This is a genomic window from Qipengyuania aurantiaca, from assembly GCF_019711375.1.
Lineage (GTDB): Bacteria > Pseudomonadota > Alphaproteobacteria > Sphingomonadales > Sphingomonadaceae > Qipengyuania > Qipengyuania aurantiaca.
This window is the reverse complement of the sequence record NZ_CP081295.1, coordinates 2051257-2067042: the sequence shown is the minus strand read 5'-3', so window position 1 is coordinate 2067042 and position 15786 is coordinate 2051257. Positions and strand designations below refer to the sequence as shown.

General features: G+C 64.9%; 17 protein-coding genes. 7 read left to right on the top strand and 10 right to left on the bottom strand.

Going from position 1 to position 15786, the window contains the following annotated elements; genetic code table 11:
- Positions 1–35 precede the first annotated feature (35 nt).
- Together K3148_RS10030 and K3148_RS10025 are read left to right on the top strand one after the other, a co-directional pair.
- Positions 36–1406 (top strand): glutamate--cysteine ligase, encoded by a 1371-nt coding sequence (locus K3148_RS10030; RefSeq protein WP_221424675.1) that lies wholly within the window; start codon positions 36–38, stop codon positions 1404–1406.
- A gap of 21 nt (positions 1407–1427) precedes the next feature.
- On the top strand, positions 1428–1730 hold the full coding sequence (locus K3148_RS10025; protein ID WP_221424674.1) for a putative quinol monooxygenase: 303 nt from the start codon (positions 1428–1430) through the stop codon (positions 1728–1730).
- Positions 1731–1784: 54 nt separating this feature from the next.
- Here the strand turns inward: K3148_RS10025 and K3148_RS10020 are convergent, their stop codons facing one another.
- The 4 genes from K3148_RS10020 to K3148_RS10005 form a co-directional block, all read right to left on the bottom strand.
- Positions 1785–3137, bottom strand: a complete 1353-nt coding sequence (locus tag K3148_RS10020; RefSeq protein WP_221424673.1) for an outer membrane protein assembly factor BamB family protein — start codon at positions 3135–3137, stop codon at positions 1785–1787.
- Between the two features lie 17 nt (positions 3138–3154).
- Positions 3155–3934, bottom strand: coding sequence for a tetratricopeptide repeat protein (locus K3148_RS10015; RefSeq protein WP_221424672.1), 780 nt, complete (start codon positions 3932–3934; stop codon positions 3155–3157).
- A gap of 135 nt (positions 3935–4069) precedes the next feature.
- Positions 4070–5173 (bottom strand): glycosyltransferase, encoded by a 1104-nt coding sequence (locus K3148_RS10010; RefSeq protein WP_221424671.1) that lies wholly within the window; start codon positions 5171–5173, stop codon positions 4070–4072.
- Complete coding sequence (locus K3148_RS10005; RefSeq protein ID WP_221424670.1) at positions 5170–6051, bottom strand: alpha/beta fold hydrolase; 882 nt, start codon at positions 6049–6051, stop codon at positions 5170–5172. The genes K3148_RS10010 and K3148_RS10005 overlap by 4 nt, the downstream gene beginning before the upstream one ends.
- Before the next feature lie 79 nt (positions 6052–6130).
- On the opposite strand from K3148_RS10005, the gene K3148_RS10000 reads away from it, so the two are divergent.
- Both K3148_RS10000 and astD read left to right on the top strand, forming a co-directional pair.
- Positions 6131–7540: a protein adenylyltransferase SelO family protein gene (locus tag K3148_RS10000; protein WP_221424669.1), complete on the top strand. Its 1410-nt coding sequence runs from the start codon at positions 6131–6133 to the stop codon at positions 7538–7540.
- Positions 7541–7606: 66 nt separating this feature from the next.
- Positions 7607–9055, top strand: coding sequence for a succinylglutamate-semialdehyde dehydrogenase (astD, locus tag K3148_RS09995; RefSeq protein ID WP_221424668.1), 1449 nt, complete (start codon positions 7607–7609; stop codon positions 9053–9055).
- A 110-nt stretch (positions 9056–9165) separates the two neighbouring features.
- On the opposite strand, the gene K3148_RS09990 is transcribed toward astD, so the two are convergent.
- Positions 9166–9690 (bottom strand): glycine zipper 2TM domain-containing protein, encoded by a 525-nt coding sequence (locus K3148_RS09990; RefSeq protein WP_221424667.1) that lies wholly within the window; start codon positions 9688–9690, stop codon positions 9166–9168.
- Between the two features lie 180 nt (positions 9691–9870).
- Here K3148_RS09990 and rarD point away from each other — a divergent pair, with 180 nt between their 5' ends.
- Entirely contained in the window at positions 9871–10773 is a 903-nt protein-coding gene (rarD, locus tag K3148_RS09985; protein ID WP_221424666.1) for an EamA family transporter RarD, read from the top strand.
- On the opposite strand, the gene pyrC is transcribed toward rarD, so the two are convergent.
- Entirely contained in the window at positions 10751–11797 is a 1047-nt protein-coding gene (pyrC, locus tag K3148_RS09980; protein WP_221424665.1) for a dihydroorotase, read from the bottom strand. The two genes, rarD and pyrC, sit on opposite strands and share 23 nt — an antisense overlap.
- 39 nt (positions 11798–11836) lie before the next feature.
- Between pyrC and ygfZ the strand changes: the two genes are divergently transcribed.
- Positions 11837–12580, top strand: coding sequence for a CAF17-like 4Fe-4S cluster assembly/insertion protein YgfZ (gene ygfZ, locus K3148_RS09975; RefSeq protein WP_221424664.1), 744 nt, complete (start codon positions 11837–11839; stop codon positions 12578–12580).
- Here ygfZ and K3148_RS09970 read toward each other — a convergent pair.
- Positions 12561–13160 carry a TetR/AcrR family transcriptional regulator gene (locus tag K3148_RS09970; RefSeq protein WP_221424663.1) on the bottom strand — a complete coding sequence of 200 codons (600 nt, stop codon included), beginning with the start codon at positions 13158–13160 and terminating at the stop codon, positions 12561–12563. The two genes, ygfZ and K3148_RS09970, sit on opposite strands and share 20 nt — an antisense overlap.
- 115 nt (positions 13161–13275) lie before the next feature.
- On the opposite strand from K3148_RS09970, the gene K3148_RS09965 reads away from it, so the two are divergent.
- Positions 13276–14154 carry a metal-dependent hydrolase gene (locus K3148_RS09965; RefSeq protein ID WP_221424662.1) on the top strand — a complete coding sequence of 293 codons (879 nt, stop codon included), beginning with the start codon at positions 13276–13278 and terminating at the stop codon, positions 14152–14154.
- A 50-nt stretch (positions 14155–14204) separates the two neighbouring features.
- Here K3148_RS09965 and K3148_RS09960 read toward each other — a convergent pair whose 3' ends face one another.
- The 3 genes from K3148_RS09960 to rplU form a co-directional block, all read right to left on the bottom strand.
- On the bottom strand, positions 14205–14744 hold the full coding sequence (locus K3148_RS09960) for a GNAT family N-acetyltransferase (RefSeq protein WP_221424661.1): 540 nt from the start codon (positions 14742–14744) through the stop codon (positions 14205–14207).
- 211 nt (positions 14745–14955) lie between these two features.
- On the bottom strand, positions 14956–15225 hold the full coding sequence (gene rpmA, locus K3148_RS09955) for a 50S ribosomal protein L27 (RefSeq protein ID WP_221424660.1): 270 nt from the start codon (positions 15223–15225) through the stop codon (positions 14956–14958).
- A gap of 12 nt (positions 15226–15237) precedes the next feature.
- Positions 15238–15732 (bottom strand): 50S ribosomal protein L21, encoded by a 495-nt coding sequence (gene rplU / locus K3148_RS09950; RefSeq protein ID WP_221424659.1) that lies wholly within the window; start codon positions 15730–15732, stop codon positions 15238–15240.
- Between the last annotated feature and the right edge of the window lie 54 nt (positions 15733–15786).

Below are 15786 nucleotides of genomic sequence, written 5' to 3'. Positions count from 1 at the left end.
TCCCTCGGCAGGTTCGGTTGCCTAACGCCACCCAAATGAGCACCCGCGATACCTCAGCCAAGGCCGACCCCGTCATCGAAAGCCGCGACCAGCTCGTCGCGCCGATGCAGAAGGGCGAAAAGCCCAAGGACCAGTGGCGGATCGGCACCGAGCACGAGAAGCTCGTCTTTCACAAGAGCGACCACCGCGCCCCCTCCTATGACGAGAAGGGCGGCATTCGCGACATCCTGATGTCCCTGCGCCAGTTCGACTGGGAACCGGTCGAGGAAGGCGGCAAGGTCATCGCCATGCGCGGGGACGACGGCACGGTCAGCCTCGAACCGGCCGGCCAGCTCGAACTTTCCGGCGCGCCGCTCGAAAATCTGCACCAGACCTGCAACGAGACCGGGCGTCACCTCGCGCAGGTAAAGCAGGTGGGCGAAGCCTGCGATGTCGGCTTCCTCGGCCTCGGCATGTGGCCCGACAAGACCCGCGAAGAACTGCCGATGATGCCCAAGGGCCGCTACGAGATCATGAAACGGCACATGCCGCGCGTTGGCACGCTGGGCCTCGACATGATGCTGCGCACCTGCACCATCCAGGTGAACCTCGACTATTCTTCCGAAGCCGACATGGCGCAGAAGTTCCGCACCGGCCTCGCGCTCCAGCCGCTCGCCACCGCGCTGTTTGCCAATTCGCCCTTCACCGAAGGCAAGCCCAACGGCTACCTTTCCTATCGCAGCCACATCTGGTCCGACACCGACCCGCACCGCACCGGCATGCTGCCCTTCGTGTTCGAGGACGGCTTCGGCTACGAACGCTGGGTTGACTACATGCTCGACGTGCCGATGTATTTCGTCTTCCGCGAGGGCAGGTATATCGACGCCGCGGGCCTCAGCTTCCGCGACTTCCTCGAAGGAAAGCTGTCGGTCCTGCCCGGCGAGAAGCCGACCGAGAGCGATTGGTGGGACCACCTTTCGACCGCTTTTCCCGAAGTCCGTCTCAAGAGCTTCCTCGAAATGCGCGGCGCCGATGGCGGACCGTGGAGCCGCATCTGCGCCCTCCCCGCCTTCTGGGTCGGCCTGCTCTACGAACAGGACGCGCTCGATGCGGCATGGGACGCGGTCAAGCACTGGACCATGGAAGAGCGCCAGGATTTGCGCAACGCCGTGCCGAAACTGGCGCTCGACGCGCCGATCCCGGGCGGAGGCAGCTTGCGCGATCTGGCGGAGGACGTCCTCGCCATTGCGCGTTCGGGGCTTGTGGCGCGCGGGCGCCTCAACACCTCGGGCGACAATGAGACCGGCTTCCTCGAGACGCTGGATGAAATCGTCGCCACCGGAAAAGTCCCCGCGCAAGTCCTGCTCGACCGGTATCACGGCGAATGGGGCGGCGATATCAGCCGGGTCTACAAGTACAGTTTCTAACCCTTCGAAGGAGCGAGGCGCATGATCCAGATCAACGGCACGATACGGCTGGGACGCACGATCGATGCGGCCACGCAGAAGGCCATCGTCGAAATGGTCCGCGCCAGCCGCGCCGAATACGGCTGCCTCGATTACAGCTTCGCGCGCGACATTGCCGATCCCGACACGCTGATCCTGTTCGAACGCTGGCGGGACCGGGCCGCTCTGGAGGCGCATGGGGCCTCCGCGCATATGGCGACCTTCAAGGAGGTAATGGCCGCCAACCCGCCCGCCTCGCGCGATATTCGCGTCTATGAAACGGACGAGGGCCAGCCGCTCGGCTGACCCTCGATGTGTTTCGGCAGGGGCAGCCGGTTAGCCGCCCTGTCTGGTTCAGTCTTAGCGGAACGCCGTGATCCGGCCGCTGTCATCAAGCACATAGAGCGTGCTGTTGGCGACGACCGGCGGAAGGCTGATCGGCTCTTCGAGGTCGCGGAACAGCGTTGCCGAACCTTCGCCCGTGCTGATCGAATAGACCTGGCCTTCCGAATTAACCGCCCACAGGCGATCGCCCGCGAGCACGGGACCCTGCCAGAAGATCGGGTCCTTCTTCTTTTCCTCGTTGCGGAAACGCGGCAACTGGGTGAGCCAGCGGACCTTGCCGGTGCTGCGCGCGATCGCCATCAGGCGCGCATCGTCGGTCAGGGCGAAAATCCAGTCACCCGCAATCGCCGGGGTCGAGATACCGGCAACGGTAAGCTCCCACAGGCGCTGGCCGGTAACGAGCTCGTAAGCGGCCATGCGGCCACCCTGACCCAGCGCGAAGACCTGACCATTGTCGATGATCGGATCGGCGTCGATGTCCGACAGCGCGCCGACCTGCGTCGAGATCGAGGTGCGCGCCAGGGCGTCGGCCCAGAGGCTGCGGCCGTTCTCGTAACGGTAGGCAACGAGCTCGCCCGAGGTGTACCCGGCGACGACCGTGCCGTTGCCCGCAGCGGGCGAAGCCACGCCGAACACGCCGGCCATGGTGGTCGAACCCGATTCCTGCCACACGAGGCGGCCATCGTTCGCACCCAGAGCGAAGAGCTGGTTGTCCTGGCTCATCACGAAGATGTTGCCGAAGGCGACCGTGGGCGAACCGCGCAGCGGACCACCGGGCTTTACCTTCCACAGCTCGGCACCCGTGTTCGCATCGAGCGCGTAGACATTGCCCGCGCCATCGGTGCCGTAGAGCTTGCCGTTATCGAAGCTGACACCGCCGCCAAAGGCGCTGGGGCGCGTGTCGTCGGTGAAGGCGCTCTGGTAGGTCCAGGCGCGCGCGCCGGTCTGCGCGTCGAAAGCGGAAACCTGACCATCCGTGCCGACTGCGAAGAGCTTGCCGCCACCGACAACCGGCGCAGCGCCCAGACGGCGCTTGTTGCTTGCACCTTCGACCTGCGCGGTGAAGGCTTGGGCCGGAGAAGCGGAAAGCGCGAGGTGGCCATAGCTCTTGTTGGCCGTCCCGCCGCCCTGACCCCAGGTGTCGTTGGCGCGCGCGGCCGGCAGCGTCACGGCAGTCCCGGCCAGCGCCGGATCGACCTTGGCACCCGTGTCGATGCGCGAGAGGATCGGCTGGCGCTCACCCAAGGTGGGCGTGTCCTTCTTGCCGTCGCCGCCGCCGAAAAGCCCGCCGCTGCACGCGCCGAGCGCCAGCGTGGAGGCGGTCAGCACCGCGCTCTTGAGGACGAATTTGGTTAGTTTCTGGCTCATGAAATTTCCGTTTCGTGTCATTCGCTGACGAGTTCGGCGTCGGTGCCCTCGACGCCCTGCCGTTCGAGGACATCCTGCACATCGTCGACCGCGTCGACGCCGAGGATGCCGGCCATGTTGAGCATGCGCGCGCGGGCGACTTCGGGTGTGTTCTCGTCGCGCGCGATTTCGGCGAACAGGGCGCCGGCCTCGGCGCGCTTGTCCTGCGCGAGATAGGCATGGGCGACGAGTTCGCCCGCGCTGGTGAAGAAGGGTTCGCCCGGTACGGCCAGCGGCTTCATCGCGGCCACCACCTCTTCGGGCTTCATCGTGTCGAACAGGAGCGTCGTGCGGCGGACCAGCGCAAGGTTGCGCAGCGCTTCGGGCGCGTTCCCGTCCTCTGCGATTTCGCCATAGAGGCGCGCGGCTTCCTCGTTTTCGCCCGCTTCCGAGGCAATCCCGGCGCGCAGCATCTTCGCGCTGACAGCCGGCGATCCCTTGCCGTCGAACCCGTCGAGCTGGCCGGTGGCGGTATCGATATTACCTGCCTCGATCTGGTCGAGAACCGTCACCAGTTCCTCGCCCGAGCGCTCCATCGCGCCTTCGCGCTCGCCATCCCAGTAGAGATAGCCGCCGAAGGCTACGAGGCCCACGATCACGAGGCCGAGCAGCGGCTTGCCATAGCTTGCCATGAAGCTTTCGAAATCGCCCTGACGCACAGCCTCGTCCACTTCGCGCAGCAGCGCGTCCTGTTCGGCGGCTTCGGCCTTGGCTTTCTTCTCTTCGCGGGAGAGTTCGGTACTGGGTTTACGTGCCACTTCGCGGCGGGCTCCGGTCCTTGAAAAAATGGTTCGCGGGTCTTTAGGCATCACGCCTGACAAGGGCAATGGCTAGCGCGGTTCAACGCCCTGCCTGTCCCCGCCCGCGTGAACGGCGGCTGAAAGGCGAAGGCCTCAGAATTCGCGTTTCATGGCGCTGGAATAGAGACGGCGATAGGTGGCGAGCGTCTTCTCGCGGTCGAAATCCTGCACCGCTTTCGCCCGGTTCGCTTCGCCGAGCGTCGTGCGCAGGCCTTTGTCCTTCGCCAGCGCGCCGAGATAGGCGGAAAGCGATCCCGACGCCCCCTGATCATAAAGCCATTCCTGCGCGGCTTGCGGAAGGATGCCTTCCATCTCCGGCGTGTGCGGGGCGAGCACGGCGACGGAAGCCGCCATCGCTTCCACCACGTGGACAGGGAAAGTGCCCCGACCCGACAGCGATACGAAGATGTCGAACAGGCCCATCACCTTGGCCGGCGCAATCGAGCTGGCGAGGAAATGCACGCGGTCGTTGATCTCAAGCCGGTCGATCTGCGCCTGGCTGTCGGCGCGTTCCTGCCCTTCGCCCATTACGACGAGGTTCCACGCGCCCGGCAGCTGCGCCACGGCTTCGACCAGCGCGGCGAGGCGGCTGGAGTCCTGTTCGCCCGGCCAGCAGCCGACCCAATGTTCGCCCGGATGCTTGATGAGGCGCAGGCTGTCGTGTTTCGGCTTCTTGGCGAAAGCCTTGGTGTCGAGCAGCGGGGCGATCCGTTTGACGCGGCCCATCGGCTGCTGCCAGTCGACCAGCGCACGCTCTTCCAGCGCCTCGCCCGGGACAACCAGGCCGGACGCCTTGCCCAACGCAATCCGGCGATACCACTTGCGTTTCAGCCCATGCTTCGCGTCGAGCGCATGCTCATGATGAATAAGCGGCGGCAGGTTCATCGCATCCTTGAACAGCGTGTGCGCCATCGCGACGTCGAGCGCCTCATACCCATGCGTCAGCACGAGGTCGAAAGGCGTCATGGCGCGCGCCAGCCTCTGCATCCGCCCCGGCCCCAGCGCGCCGCCAAGCTTTGGGAAATCGCTTGCGGGTTTGAGATAGGGGCTCTTGCGCAGGCCAGCCGGAAGCGCGCCGTCGGCCGTCACCATAGTATGGCGCAGCTTAGTGCCGAAAGCGGCGATCAGTTCCGCGGATTCCGCCGTCGGGAAGACGTGGAGGACGTTCGGCGCAATGCCGTCATGCGCTGCGCTCATCGGGCGGCGTTCAGCAGCGCGTCGATTGCTGCGCGCACCTCGGGCTCATCGAGCGTGGGCGCATGGCCCGCTTCGGGCACGGTCACCACATCGGCATCGGGCGCGCGAGCCTGCATCTCCGCGAGAGTCTCCGCGCACAGGATTTCCGAGATGCCGCCGCGCACGAGGAGGAGCGGCTTTGCCGCCAGCGCCTCGAAGCCCGGCCACAGATCGGGCGGCACGGCGTTTTCGTCGGCGGAGGAGAAAGGCTCGGCGATCTTCATGTCGTAATCGAAGGCGATCCGGCCATTGTTGCACAAAGTCATCGAACGCTTGGCCATCTGGATCCAGTCGTTCGTGTCGAAGCCCGGGTGCGATTCGCCATGGACTTCCTCGAGGCTGCGCGCGGCGTGCATCCAGGTCGGGAAGCTTCCGCCCTTGCCGAGGTAGGTCTTGATCTTGTCGATTCCGACCGGGTTCACCACGGGACCGATGTCGTTGATCACGGCCCCGGCAAGCTTTTCGGGCGCGAACTGGGCCATCAGCATGGTCATGATGCCGCCCATCGAGGTGCCGACCGAGACGAAGCGCTCGATCCCTTCCTGCGCCAGCAGCGCCATGACATCGGCGATATAGGTGGGCACGGCGTAGGTTGCGCTGTCTTCGGCATAGGCGCTTTGCCCGCGGCCGCGCATGTCGGGGACGATGACGCGGTGGCCCTGCGCCGCGATATGCGGGGCCAGCCCTTCGAAATCGCGGCTGTTTCGGGTGAGGCCGTGGAGGCACACGACCGGCAGCTTGCCGCTCGTCGCACCCTCGCCGCCCGCGGCATAATCGCGGAAATACAGCTCCAGCCCGTCGGGGCTCTGCCAGCTGCGCTCGCTGAAATCGCTATCCATGCCTGCTCCGGTAGCGCGGCTTTGCGCAAATTTCGAGAGACGACTTGCATGACCCGGCCATGCGCCCCATCCAAAGCCCATGCCGAGCGCCCCCGAACCCGCCGAATACCGCCCCGAAACGCCAATCTCGGAGCTTGCGGACTGGCTTGGCGACCCGGTCGCGCCGGCGGATTTTCCCGAAACGAACGTGCGTTTCCGGAACGACCGCTGGGCTGCCGCCGTCGGTCTGGGGGAGCTGTCGGACAGCGATTGGGTCCGGCATTTCGGACGTTTCGAACCGCTGGAAGGCAACCTCCCCCAGCCGCTCGCGCTGCGATACCACGGCCACCAGTTCCGCGTGTTCAATCCCGAAATCGGCGACGGGCGCGGCTTTCTTTTCGCCCAGATGCGTGATCGCGCGGGCCGCCTTCTCGATCTCGGCACCAAGGGATCGGGCCAGACCCCGTGGAGCCGCGCAGGCGACGGACGGCTGACGCTGAAAGGCGGGGTGCGCGAGATCCTCGCCACCGAAATGCTCGAAGCGCTGGGCGTCTACACCTCCAAGACCTTCAGCATCGTCGAGACCGGGGAAAAGCTGGAGCGCGGGGACGAACCCTCCCCGACACGCTCGGCGGTGATGACGCGACTGAGCCACGGCCATATCCGCATCGGCAGTTTCCAGCGCCTGCTCGTGCTGGAGGAAAAGGAGCATATGGAGGCGCTGGTTGCCTATTGCCTCGAACACATCCCCGGCCCACCCCCACCCGAGGACGCGCCGGGCCGCGAAGAGCCAGCCGTGCGCCTCATGCACCTCGTGGTCGAGCGCATGGCCGATCTTGCCGCCAGCTGGATGGTGGCCGGCTTCGTCCACGGCGTGCTCAACACCGACAATATGAACATCTTTGGCGAGAGCTTCGATTACGGTCCCTGGCGATTCCTGCCCAAGTGGGAGCCGGGCTTCACCGCCGCCTATTTCGACCATCAGGGCCTCTACGCCTTCGGCCGCCAGCCCGAAGCGCTGCACTGGAACTGCGGCCAGTTCGCCATCGCGCTGCGCCTGCTGGCCGATGCGCCCCCACTCATCGCCGCGATGGAGCGGTTCGGGCCGCTCTATATGGAAGCGGTCGGGCGGCGCTGGCGCTGGCGGCTCGGCCTCGTGCCCAAGGGCGGCGAAGAGGATGGCCGGCTGGTCGGCGCGTGCGAGGCCGAGATGGCGGCCAGCGGCGAACAGCCCGACGCCTTTTTCTACCGCCTGCGCACCGGCGGGGCGACGGGCGAGATCGCGCAGCTGCTCAGCGCTTACGAACGGGTCGAGGACACCCACCCCTATTGGAGCGAGGGGGCGCCCGAAAGCATGCTCATCGACGAGGTGGAGGCAATCTGGTCGGCCATCGACGAACGCGATGACTGGCAGCCCCTGCACGAAAAGGTCGCGCGCCTTCGCCGCATCGGCGATGCGCATGGCCCGGCCCCCGTCCCTTGTGGACACATTAGCCAAAACTCAATTTGACGCGCCAAGGCAGAAGGCACATAGGCGGTTGCAGATAGGGCAACGGGTTCAAGGACAGGCTTTTTTGTGTCTGACAAGATGATTTCGACCGAGCCGGCGACGGGCAACCAGATCTGGCGTGGCAAGGTCGGCAATATCGACAAGGTGATGGAACGCGCGCTGGCGGCAAAGCGCGACTGGGCGCGGCAATCGGCTGCGGTCCGCATGGAATTCATGCGCCGCTTCGCCAACCAGGTGCTCAAGCACGCCGAACCCTTTGCCGAACTGATCGCCCGCGAAACGGGCAAGCCCCTTTGGGAAGCTCGCACCGAGGTCGAAGCGGTCAAGAACAAGGTCGAGATCTCGATCAAGGCCTATGCCGAACGCACCGGACAGAAGAAGCTCGACAGCGCGCTTCAGGGAAGCTCGGCGCTGCGCCACAAGCCGCACGGGCTGATGGCGGTGCTCGGTCCTTACAATTTCCCGGCCCACCTGCCCAACGGCCACATCGTGCCGGCGCTGATCGCGGGCAATGTCGTCGTCTTCAAGCCGAGCGAGAAGACCCCGGCGGTTGGCGAATTCCTGACCAAGCTGTTCCACGAGGCCGAAGTGCCCGAAGGCGTGATCCAATGCCTCCACGGCGGGCCCGACATGGGCAAGGCGCTGGTCGCGCACGAGGCGGTCGACGGGGTGCTCTTCACCGGCTCGGCCCCGGCGGGGATTGCGATCAACAAGAAGCTTGCCGGCAATCCGGCCAAGATCGTTGCCCTCGAAATGGGCGGCAACAACCCGATCGTGGTGATCGACACGCCCAAGATCGAAGACGCGGCGGTCACCATCATCCAGTCGGCCTACACCACCGCCGGCCAGCGCTGCACCGCCGCGCGCCGCCTGATCGTGCTCGACAGCGTGTATGACGAGATCGTCCCGGCGGTCAAAAACCTTGCCGAACGCCTGATCGTCGACGAACCCTTTGCCGAGCCGCAGCCCTTCATGGGCACGGTGATCGACAACGCGACCGCCGAGATGATGATGGAAAGCCAGGAAGCCCTGCTGGCCCATGGCGGCGAAGCGATCCTCAAGATGACGCGGCCGAAGGAGGACCTGCCCTTCCTCACCCCCGGCATCATCGAAACCACGGCCATCGAGGACCGCCCCGATGTCGAACTGTTCGGCCCGCTGCTGCAGGTGATCCGGGTCAAGGATTTCGACGAAGCGATCGCGGAAGCGAACAACACGCGCTACGGCCTCTCGGCCTCACTGGTCGGCGGCAAGCCCGATGATTTCGAGCATTTCTGGAGCGAGGCACGCGCCGGCATCGTCAACTGGAACCGCCCGACCAACGGGGCCTCCTCCGGCGCGCCCTTCGGGGGCATCGGCCTGTCGGGCAACCATCGCCCGGCGGCCTATTACGCCGCCGACTATTGCGCCTATCCGGTAGCCAGCACCGAGGTCGAACAACCGCGCGCCAGCATCGGCGTCGGGCTCAAGGACGCGGTCAAGCCGACCCGCAAGTCCAAGGACGCGCACAAGTAAAAGGGCGCCGCCCTCCCCTTCTTGAAAGGGTTCGGACGACGCCCAGTACGACCCGAAGGGTCGCCCCCTCCGAACTGCGGGTGGGCGCAGTCCGAAAGCTCGCGATGTGATTAGCCGCAGCGGGTGCTGGAACGGTCGATCGAGCGACCGAGCAGCGCGCCTGCCGCGCCGCCGACGATAGCGCCGAGCGTGCGGTCGCCGCCGCGTCCGGCCACTTCATGACCGATCAGCGCGCCGACACCGGCTCCGACCAAGAGGCCGGTGGTGCCGTCTTCCTTGCGGCAGTAATAGCGGTTGTCGCGACCACGCCAAATGCGGGTGTCGCGATAGACCGGCTGGCCCCAGCGGCGGTCGTAGCGCATGTAATAGGGACGGCGGTCGTCGCGGTAGTAGCGGCGCTCGCCGTAATAGCGGTCCTCGTAGCGATCATGGCCGCGGTGATGCTTGTGGCGCTTGTGACGCTTGTGCTTCTTGCCATGCTCGAAGACGGTTTCGCCGGCGATATCGACATGCGCGGCAGCATGGGCCTGCGCCTGCGGTGCGGCATGGGCGGGCACGGCGGCGCTGGCCGGCATGGCGAGGGTGAGGCCGCTGGCGGCGATAGCCAGCGAAAGGGTCTTGGTAAGGTTCGGCATGAGCAATTCCTTTGGTCGTATTCGACTCGTGGTGTCCTGATGCCGTTCAGTATTACGCGCGCTTTCCTGAACCGATTGCAACATTGGCGTCAGATTTCGATTAATCGACGAGTCGTGGTTTCTCAGCCGACGAGATGAGGCTTGCAGGGGTCAACGCCCCGGCCTAGGCGCGATTCATTCATGGAAACGACAGCAACCGAACACCCCCGGACAGGCCTTTGGGCAGCGCTCGGAGCCTATCTGATCTGGGGCTTCCTGCCGCTTTACCTGATCCTGGTGCGCAGCGTCCCGGCGATGGAGTTCGTCGGCTGGCGGATCATCTGGACGCTGCCGCTGTGCCTGCTGATCGTTGCGGTGCGAAAGCAATTGCCGGAACTGAAGGCCGCGCTCTCCAACCCGCGCACCATGGCCTGGCTGCTCCTGAGCGCCACGCTGATCGCGGTGAACTGGGTCGTTTATGTCTGGGCGATCCAGAGCAATTACGTCTACGCCGCCAGCCTCGGCTACTACATCAACCCGCTGATCAACGTCCTGCTCGGCACACTGCTGCTGAAGGAGCGGTTGTCGCGGGCGCAGTGGGCTGCTGTGGCGCTCGCAGCGGTGGGCGTCTCACTACTTTTGGGCGGCGCGCTGACGACCTTGTGGATCAGCCTTACCTTGGCGCTGAGCTTCGGCACTTATGGCCTCATTCGCAAACAGGTCGACGTGGGCGCCCTGCCCGGCCTGACGATCGAGTCGCTGGTGCTGCTCGTCCCTGCCTCGGTGGTCGCCTTCTATTACGCAGGCACTCCGGCCGGATCGGCTTTCACGCAAGATACCAGTCTCAGCCTCGCGATCATGCTCGGGGGCGCGCTCACGGCCTTTCCGCTGCTGATGTTCGCCATTGCTGCAAGGCGGCTGCCCTATTCGACGCTCGGCTTCATCCAGTTCCTGGCGCCCAGCATCGTCTTCATTCTCGGCCTCACCGTCTTCGGAGAGGAGTTGAAGCCCGCGCAGGCCGCCTGCTTCGCCTGTATCTGGGCGGCCGCGGCGATCTTCGTGTGGGATCTCGTCGCGCGCTCTAGGAAGCCAACCGCCATTTGAGCGTTTCGCCCGCGTGGAAGGGCACGATCTCGGCCTCTCCCCCATTGACCTCGGCCGGAACCTCGACCGGAGCCTTTTCCAGCGTCACCGTCTCTTCATTGACGGGCATTCCGTAGAAGCCGGGGCCGTTGAGGCTGGCAAACGCCTCGAAGTGATCGAGCGCCTCCTCTTCGTCGAAAACGGTGACATAGCTTTCAAGCGCAAAGGGCGCGTTGAAAATCCCCGCACATCCGCAATCGCTTTCCTTTGCGTGGCGATGGTGCGGCGCGCTGTCAGTGCCGAGGAAATACTTGGCCGATCCTGAGGTCGCCGCCTTGCGCAGCGCCAGCCGGTGCTCCTCGCGCTTGGCGACGGGCAGGCAGAACATATGCGGGCGAATGCCGCCCACCAGGATCGCGTTGCGGTTGATATGGAGGTGCTGCGGCGTGATCGTTGCGCCAACATTGAGGCCGGTCGCATCGACGAACTCGGCAGCCTGCTTCGTGGTGATGTGCTCGAAGATCACTTTCAGTTCGGGCAGACGCTCCACCACCGGAGCTAGGATGCGGTCGATGAACACCGCCTCGCGGTCGAAAATATCGATCTCGGCATGGGTGACTTCGCCGTGGACGCAGAGCGGCATCCCGATCGCGGCCATCTTTTCCAGCACGCGCTCGATATTCGCGATGTCGGTCACGCCGTGGGCGGAGTTGGTCGTCGCGCCCGCGGGATAGAGCTTGGCCGCGGTAAGCACGCCATCCGCGAAACCCGCCGCCAGGTCGTCCGCATCGGTTTCGTCGGTGAGATAGGCGGTCATGAGCGGTGTGAAGTCGAGCCCCTCGGGCACGGCTTCGAGAATGCGGGTCCGATAGGAGTCGGCCAATGCGGTGGTAGTTACCGGCGGCGCGAGATTGGGCATGACGATCGCGCGGGCGAACTGGCGCGCGGTGTGCGGCACGACCGCGCGCATGGTCTCGCCATCGCGAAAGTGGAGATGCCAGTCGTCGGGGCGGCGGATGGTCAGCGATTCGGGGGCGTGGCTCATGGCGGTTGCCTATGGCGGCAGGCGGCCTATCTGTCACGCATGACAGCCACCCGCCTGACCAGCCGCGCCATCGTGCGCCTGACGCCCAAAGACGACAGCGAGAGCGTTGCCGGCTTCCTGCAAGGCCTGCTGACCAATGATGTGAAGCAGGCGTTGCCCGTCTATGCCGGACTGCTCACGCCGCAGGGCAAGGCGCTGTTCGACATGATCGTGTGGCCTGCGGGCGACGGCGGTCTGCTCCTCGATTGCGAAGCCGAATTCGCCGAAGACCTCGCGAAGCGCCTTTCGCTCTATCGCCTGCGCCGCAAGATCGACATTGCGGTGGACGATACGGTCGGCGTCCATTGGGAAGGCCACACGGGCGACGGCGGCGCTTCCGATCCGCGCCTTCCCGCGCTGGGCCAGCGCTGGCTCGCCCCGGTGGCAGAGGGCGACGCATCGGCGGACGAGGCGTATCGCGCGCATCGCCTCTCGCTCGGAGTGCCCGAAGGCCGCGCGGAGCTGGGCGACATATTGTGGCTGGAGACAAACGCTGTCGAACTCCACGGCGTGGCCTTCGATAAGGGCTGCTACATCGGTCAGGAAAACACCGCGCGGATGAACTGGCGCAGCAAGGTCAACCGGCGGCTTGTTGTCGTGCCGCTCGAACAGTCGGACGAGAAGCGGCGCAAGGTGGCCTACGAGGCCTTGGGCCTTGCCGTGGACCACTTGCGCGTGAGCGATATCGAACCGGAAGCGGCCCCTGAGTGGATGCGCCCCGGCCTTACGCCTGCGGAAGGCTAGCTTCGAGCGAACGAACCAGCATCCGTTCTGCACGGTCGCGCGCCGCCGTCTCGGGCAAGCCGAGCGAGCGCGACAGGGCTGTGCCGATCAGCGCGTCGCCCATCGCCATAAGGACGAGCGCCAGCGTTTCCTCGTGGACCTGCGTGGCGTTCCCTGAATGCTCGGCTTCTTCGGGGGCAATCTCGTCGACCAGCTGATGGATGGTCTCGACGATGGGGGTGAGTGCGTCCTCATTGCCGGTCAGGATCATCCAGCTGGCAAGCGCGCCCGCGCCTTCCTTGTCGAAAGCGTCGAACGCAAGGTCCACGACTTCGCGCGGGGAGCCAAGCCCTGCCCGGCTGGCGCGGACCGCGTCGGCAATCGTCGCGCAGACGGCCTGGGCCAGGTGCCCGGCGAGCGCCTTCTGCAAGCCCGCCGCCGAGCCGAAATGATGCAACAGGTTCGCATGCGTCCGCCCGATCCGCGCCGAAACCGCTTTCAACGTAACCGACTGGGGGCCGGTTTCGATCAGCAGACCGCGCGCCGCTTCGAGCGCAGCAAGGCGGGATTCTTCGGGAGGTAGACGCTTGCGGGTAGCCATTGTTCGCCAGCGTTAACCCATCGCTGCGCGCGGGGGAAGCCGTTAAGCTCCCGTTATTGACATTTATGTCAGTAATGCTTACTGACAACCATGTAAGTTAACTCCGGAGCCGTCCATGAACGCCCCCGTCACTATCGACACCGACGCCATGAGCAAGGGCCCGACCCCTGCCGATCTCACCATCACCGTGCGCGACGAGCGCTTCAACCGCGGCACCACGCCGAGGCGCTGGTGGGCAGGCGAGCCTTTCGGCACGGCCTGGCACAACGCCCTGTCGGCCACATTCCCGCGCGGGGAGGCTTTCTTCGTCGAGGCCGTCAAGGCCCACCGCGAAGGCGCCGACCCTCAGCTGGCGGAGGAAATCCGTGCGTTCGTGAAGCAGGAAATCAATCACACGCGCGAACACATCGCCTTTAATCGTCTCGCCGAAGATCACGGCTACGACATCAAGGCGATCGACCTTCGCGTGAAGGAGTTGCTCGATCTGACCAAGGGCCGTCCGGCCATTGCCAACCTCGCCGTGACGATGGCGCTTGAACACTATACTGCAATGATGGCGGCGGAATTCCTCGCCAATCCGGAGCATTTCAGGGATGCCGATCCGGAAGTGCGCGATATGTGGCGCTGGCATGCGGCCGAGGAAATCGAACACAAGGGTGTCGCCTTCGACACCTGGAACCACGCCACGCGCGACTGGACCGACGGCAAGCGCTGGCGCGTCCGGAGCCTTGTGATGCTCACGGTCACTGCTCGCTTCTTCAAGAACCGCTGGGCCGACTCGCTCGAACTGCTGGCGCAGGACGGCATCACCGGCTGGAAAGCGCGTTGGGGCCTGTTCAAGTACCTCACTGTCACCCCCGGCGTGGTGCGCCGCATCTTCCCGGCATGGCTCGCCTATTTCAAGCCGGGCTTCCACCCGTGGGATCACGACGATCGCGAGCTTATCAAGGTCTACGAGGGCGATTTCGAAGCCGCGCTGATGCCGGCCGAATAATCTCTCACCCTCGAAAGCAAAAAGCCCCGCCAGCGATGGCGGGGCTTTTCTTATGCGGCCTGCAGGTTCGGTCCGGCCTCAGCCTCGAGATCGAGGCGGTACATCACGCATTCCGCCTCCTCGCCCCGGCCGCAACTGTGCCGCATGGCGGCCTTGCCGGTCGGCACGAAACCAAGCTTGCGCAACACGCGGCCCGATGCCGGATTGTCGACAAAGTGCCCTGCGTTGATCCTGCCATGACCCAGCAATCGGGCGACTTCCAGCATCCCGCGTCCGGCTTCGGTAGCAAAGCCCTGACCCCATGCGGAGCGGGCAATCCAGTAGCCAAGCTCGGTGCCGCCCTCGCCCGGGTCGATCCCGATGCAGCCGATCACCTCGGACCCCGTGGGCCCCGGCTTCGTAATGAGGAATTTCGGATAGCGGGCGACCGCCTCGCGGCAGACAAAATCACGCGCATGTTCGGGGAGATAGGGCCAAGGCGCACTCGCAAGATTTCGCACGACACCCTTGTCGGCGATACCGCCGAACAGCGCGTCTGCATCTTCGGGCCAAGCAGGCCGCAGCAGCAGCCTTTCGGTGACATGGAACATTGGTATTCTCCCCGTAGGACCACGCTCCGGGCTCCTAGGCCGGACGCGTGACAATTGCGTGATGGCGAAAGGAATTTTCGCCCATGCGATTTACGAAGAGGGAGAAACGACAAGAGGGAGACGGGTCGGCCCCATCTCCCTCTTCGTCTGCCGGGTCGTTAGCCCGGCTGGGACCGTCTCGTCTGGACGATCCCGTTATCGGAGCGTCCGTTTATTCGGCAGCTTCAGCCACCTGGTCGACCGACACATATTTGCGGCCAAGCTTGCCCGAGTGGAATCGGACGACGCCGTCGGTAAGCGCGAACAGCGTGTGGTCCTTGCCCATGCCGACGTTGACGGCCGGGTAGAACTTCGTGCCGCGCTGGCGCACGATAATGTTGCCGGCGACGACGTTTTCGCTGCCGAACTTCTTCACACCAAGACGACGACCGGCTGAGTCGCGACCGTTACGCGATGAACCGCCTGCTTTTTTATGTGCCATGGTCCGGGTTCCTTACTTCTTGGATTCGGTCTTCTTGGCAGCTGCCTTCTTGGCAGGAGCCTTTTTCTCGGTGGCGTGCGTGCCCGACTTGGCGGGAGCCGCGTCCTTCTTGGGAGCGGCCTTCTTCGCCTTGGGCGCAGCCTTTTCTTCCGAAGCATCCTTCTTCGGGGCAGCTTCCTTCTTGGGAGCAGCCTTCTTCTCGGCCTTCGAATCGCCAACGGCAGTGATGCGCAGCAGCGTCATCATCTGGCGGTGGCCGTTCTTGCGGCGATAGTTGTGGCGGCGGCGCTTCTTGAAGACCGTGACCTTCTCGCTCTTCGCCTGCGCGATGATTTCAGCCGAAACGACCGTCTTCGCAGCGTCAGCAAGCGAATCGCCTTCGCCAGCGAGCAGGACGTCGCCCAGAGTGATGGTGTCACCGGCTTCGCCAGCCAGCTTCTCAACCGCGATCTTGTCTCCGGCGGCAACCCGGTATTGCTTGCCGCCCGTGCGCACTACTGCGAACATGGTACGTATCTCTCAATCAAATTGCTGTGCCGCGTCCTTGCGAATCTACGGCGC

Excerpts from the sequence above, each read along its gene's own strand:
- K3148_RS10030 (WP_221424675.1), top strand. The coding sequence starts at position 36 with ATGAGCACCCGCGATACCTCAGCCAAGGCCGACCCCGTCATCGAAAGC.
- rplU (WP_221424659.1), bottom strand. The coding sequence starts at position 15,732 with ATGTTCGCAGTAGTGCGCACGGGCGGCAAGCAATACCGGGTTGCCGCC.
- K3148_RS10020 (WP_221424673.1), bottom strand. The coding sequence starts at position 3,137 with ATGAGCCAGAAACTAACCAAATTCGTCCTCAAGAGCGCGGTGCTGACC.
- K3148_RS10005 (WP_221424670.1), bottom strand. The coding sequence starts at position 6,051 with ATGGATAGCGATTTCAGCGAGCGCAGCTGGCAGAGCCCCGACGGGCTG.
- K3148_RS10025 (WP_221424674.1), top strand. The coding sequence starts at position 1,428 with ATGATCCAGATCAACGGCACGATACGGCTGGGACGCACGATCGATGCG.
- ygfZ (WP_221424664.1), top strand. The coding sequence starts at position 11,837 with ATGACAGCCACCCGCCTGACCAGCCGCGCCATCGTGCGCCTGACGCCC.
- K3148_RS09970 (WP_221424663.1), bottom strand. The coding sequence starts at position 13,160 with ATGGCTACCCGCAAGCGTCTACCTCCCGAAGAATCCCGCCTTGCTGCG.
- K3148_RS10010 (WP_221424671.1), bottom strand. The coding sequence starts at position 5,173 with ATGAGCGCAGCGCATGACGGCATTGCGCCGAACGTCCTCCACGTCTTC.
- K3148_RS10000 (WP_221424669.1), top strand. The coding sequence starts at position 6,131 with ATGCCGAGCGCCCCCGAACCCGCCGAATACCGCCCCGAAACGCCAATC.
- rarD (WP_221424666.1), top strand. The coding sequence starts at position 9,871 with ATGGAAACGACAGCAACCGAACACCCCCGGACAGGCCTTTGGGCAGCG.
- K3148_RS09990 (WP_221424667.1), bottom strand. The coding sequence starts at position 9,690 with ATGCCGAACCTTACCAAGACCCTTTCGCTGGCTATCGCCGCCAGCGGC.
- rpmA (WP_221424660.1), bottom strand. The coding sequence starts at position 15,225 with ATGGCACATAAAAAAGCAGGCGGTTCATCGCGTAACGGTCGCGACTCA.
- K3148_RS09960 (WP_221424661.1), bottom strand. The coding sequence starts at position 14,744 with ATGTTCCATGTCACCGAAAGGCTGCTGCTGCGGCCTGCTTGGCCCGAA.
- pyrC (WP_221424665.1), bottom strand. The coding sequence starts at position 11,797 with ATGAGCCACGCCCCCGAATCGCTGACCATCCGCCGCCCCGACGACTGG.
- K3148_RS09965 (WP_221424662.1), top strand. The coding sequence starts at position 13,276 with ATGAACGCCCCCGTCACTATCGACACCGACGCCATGAGCAAGGGCCCG.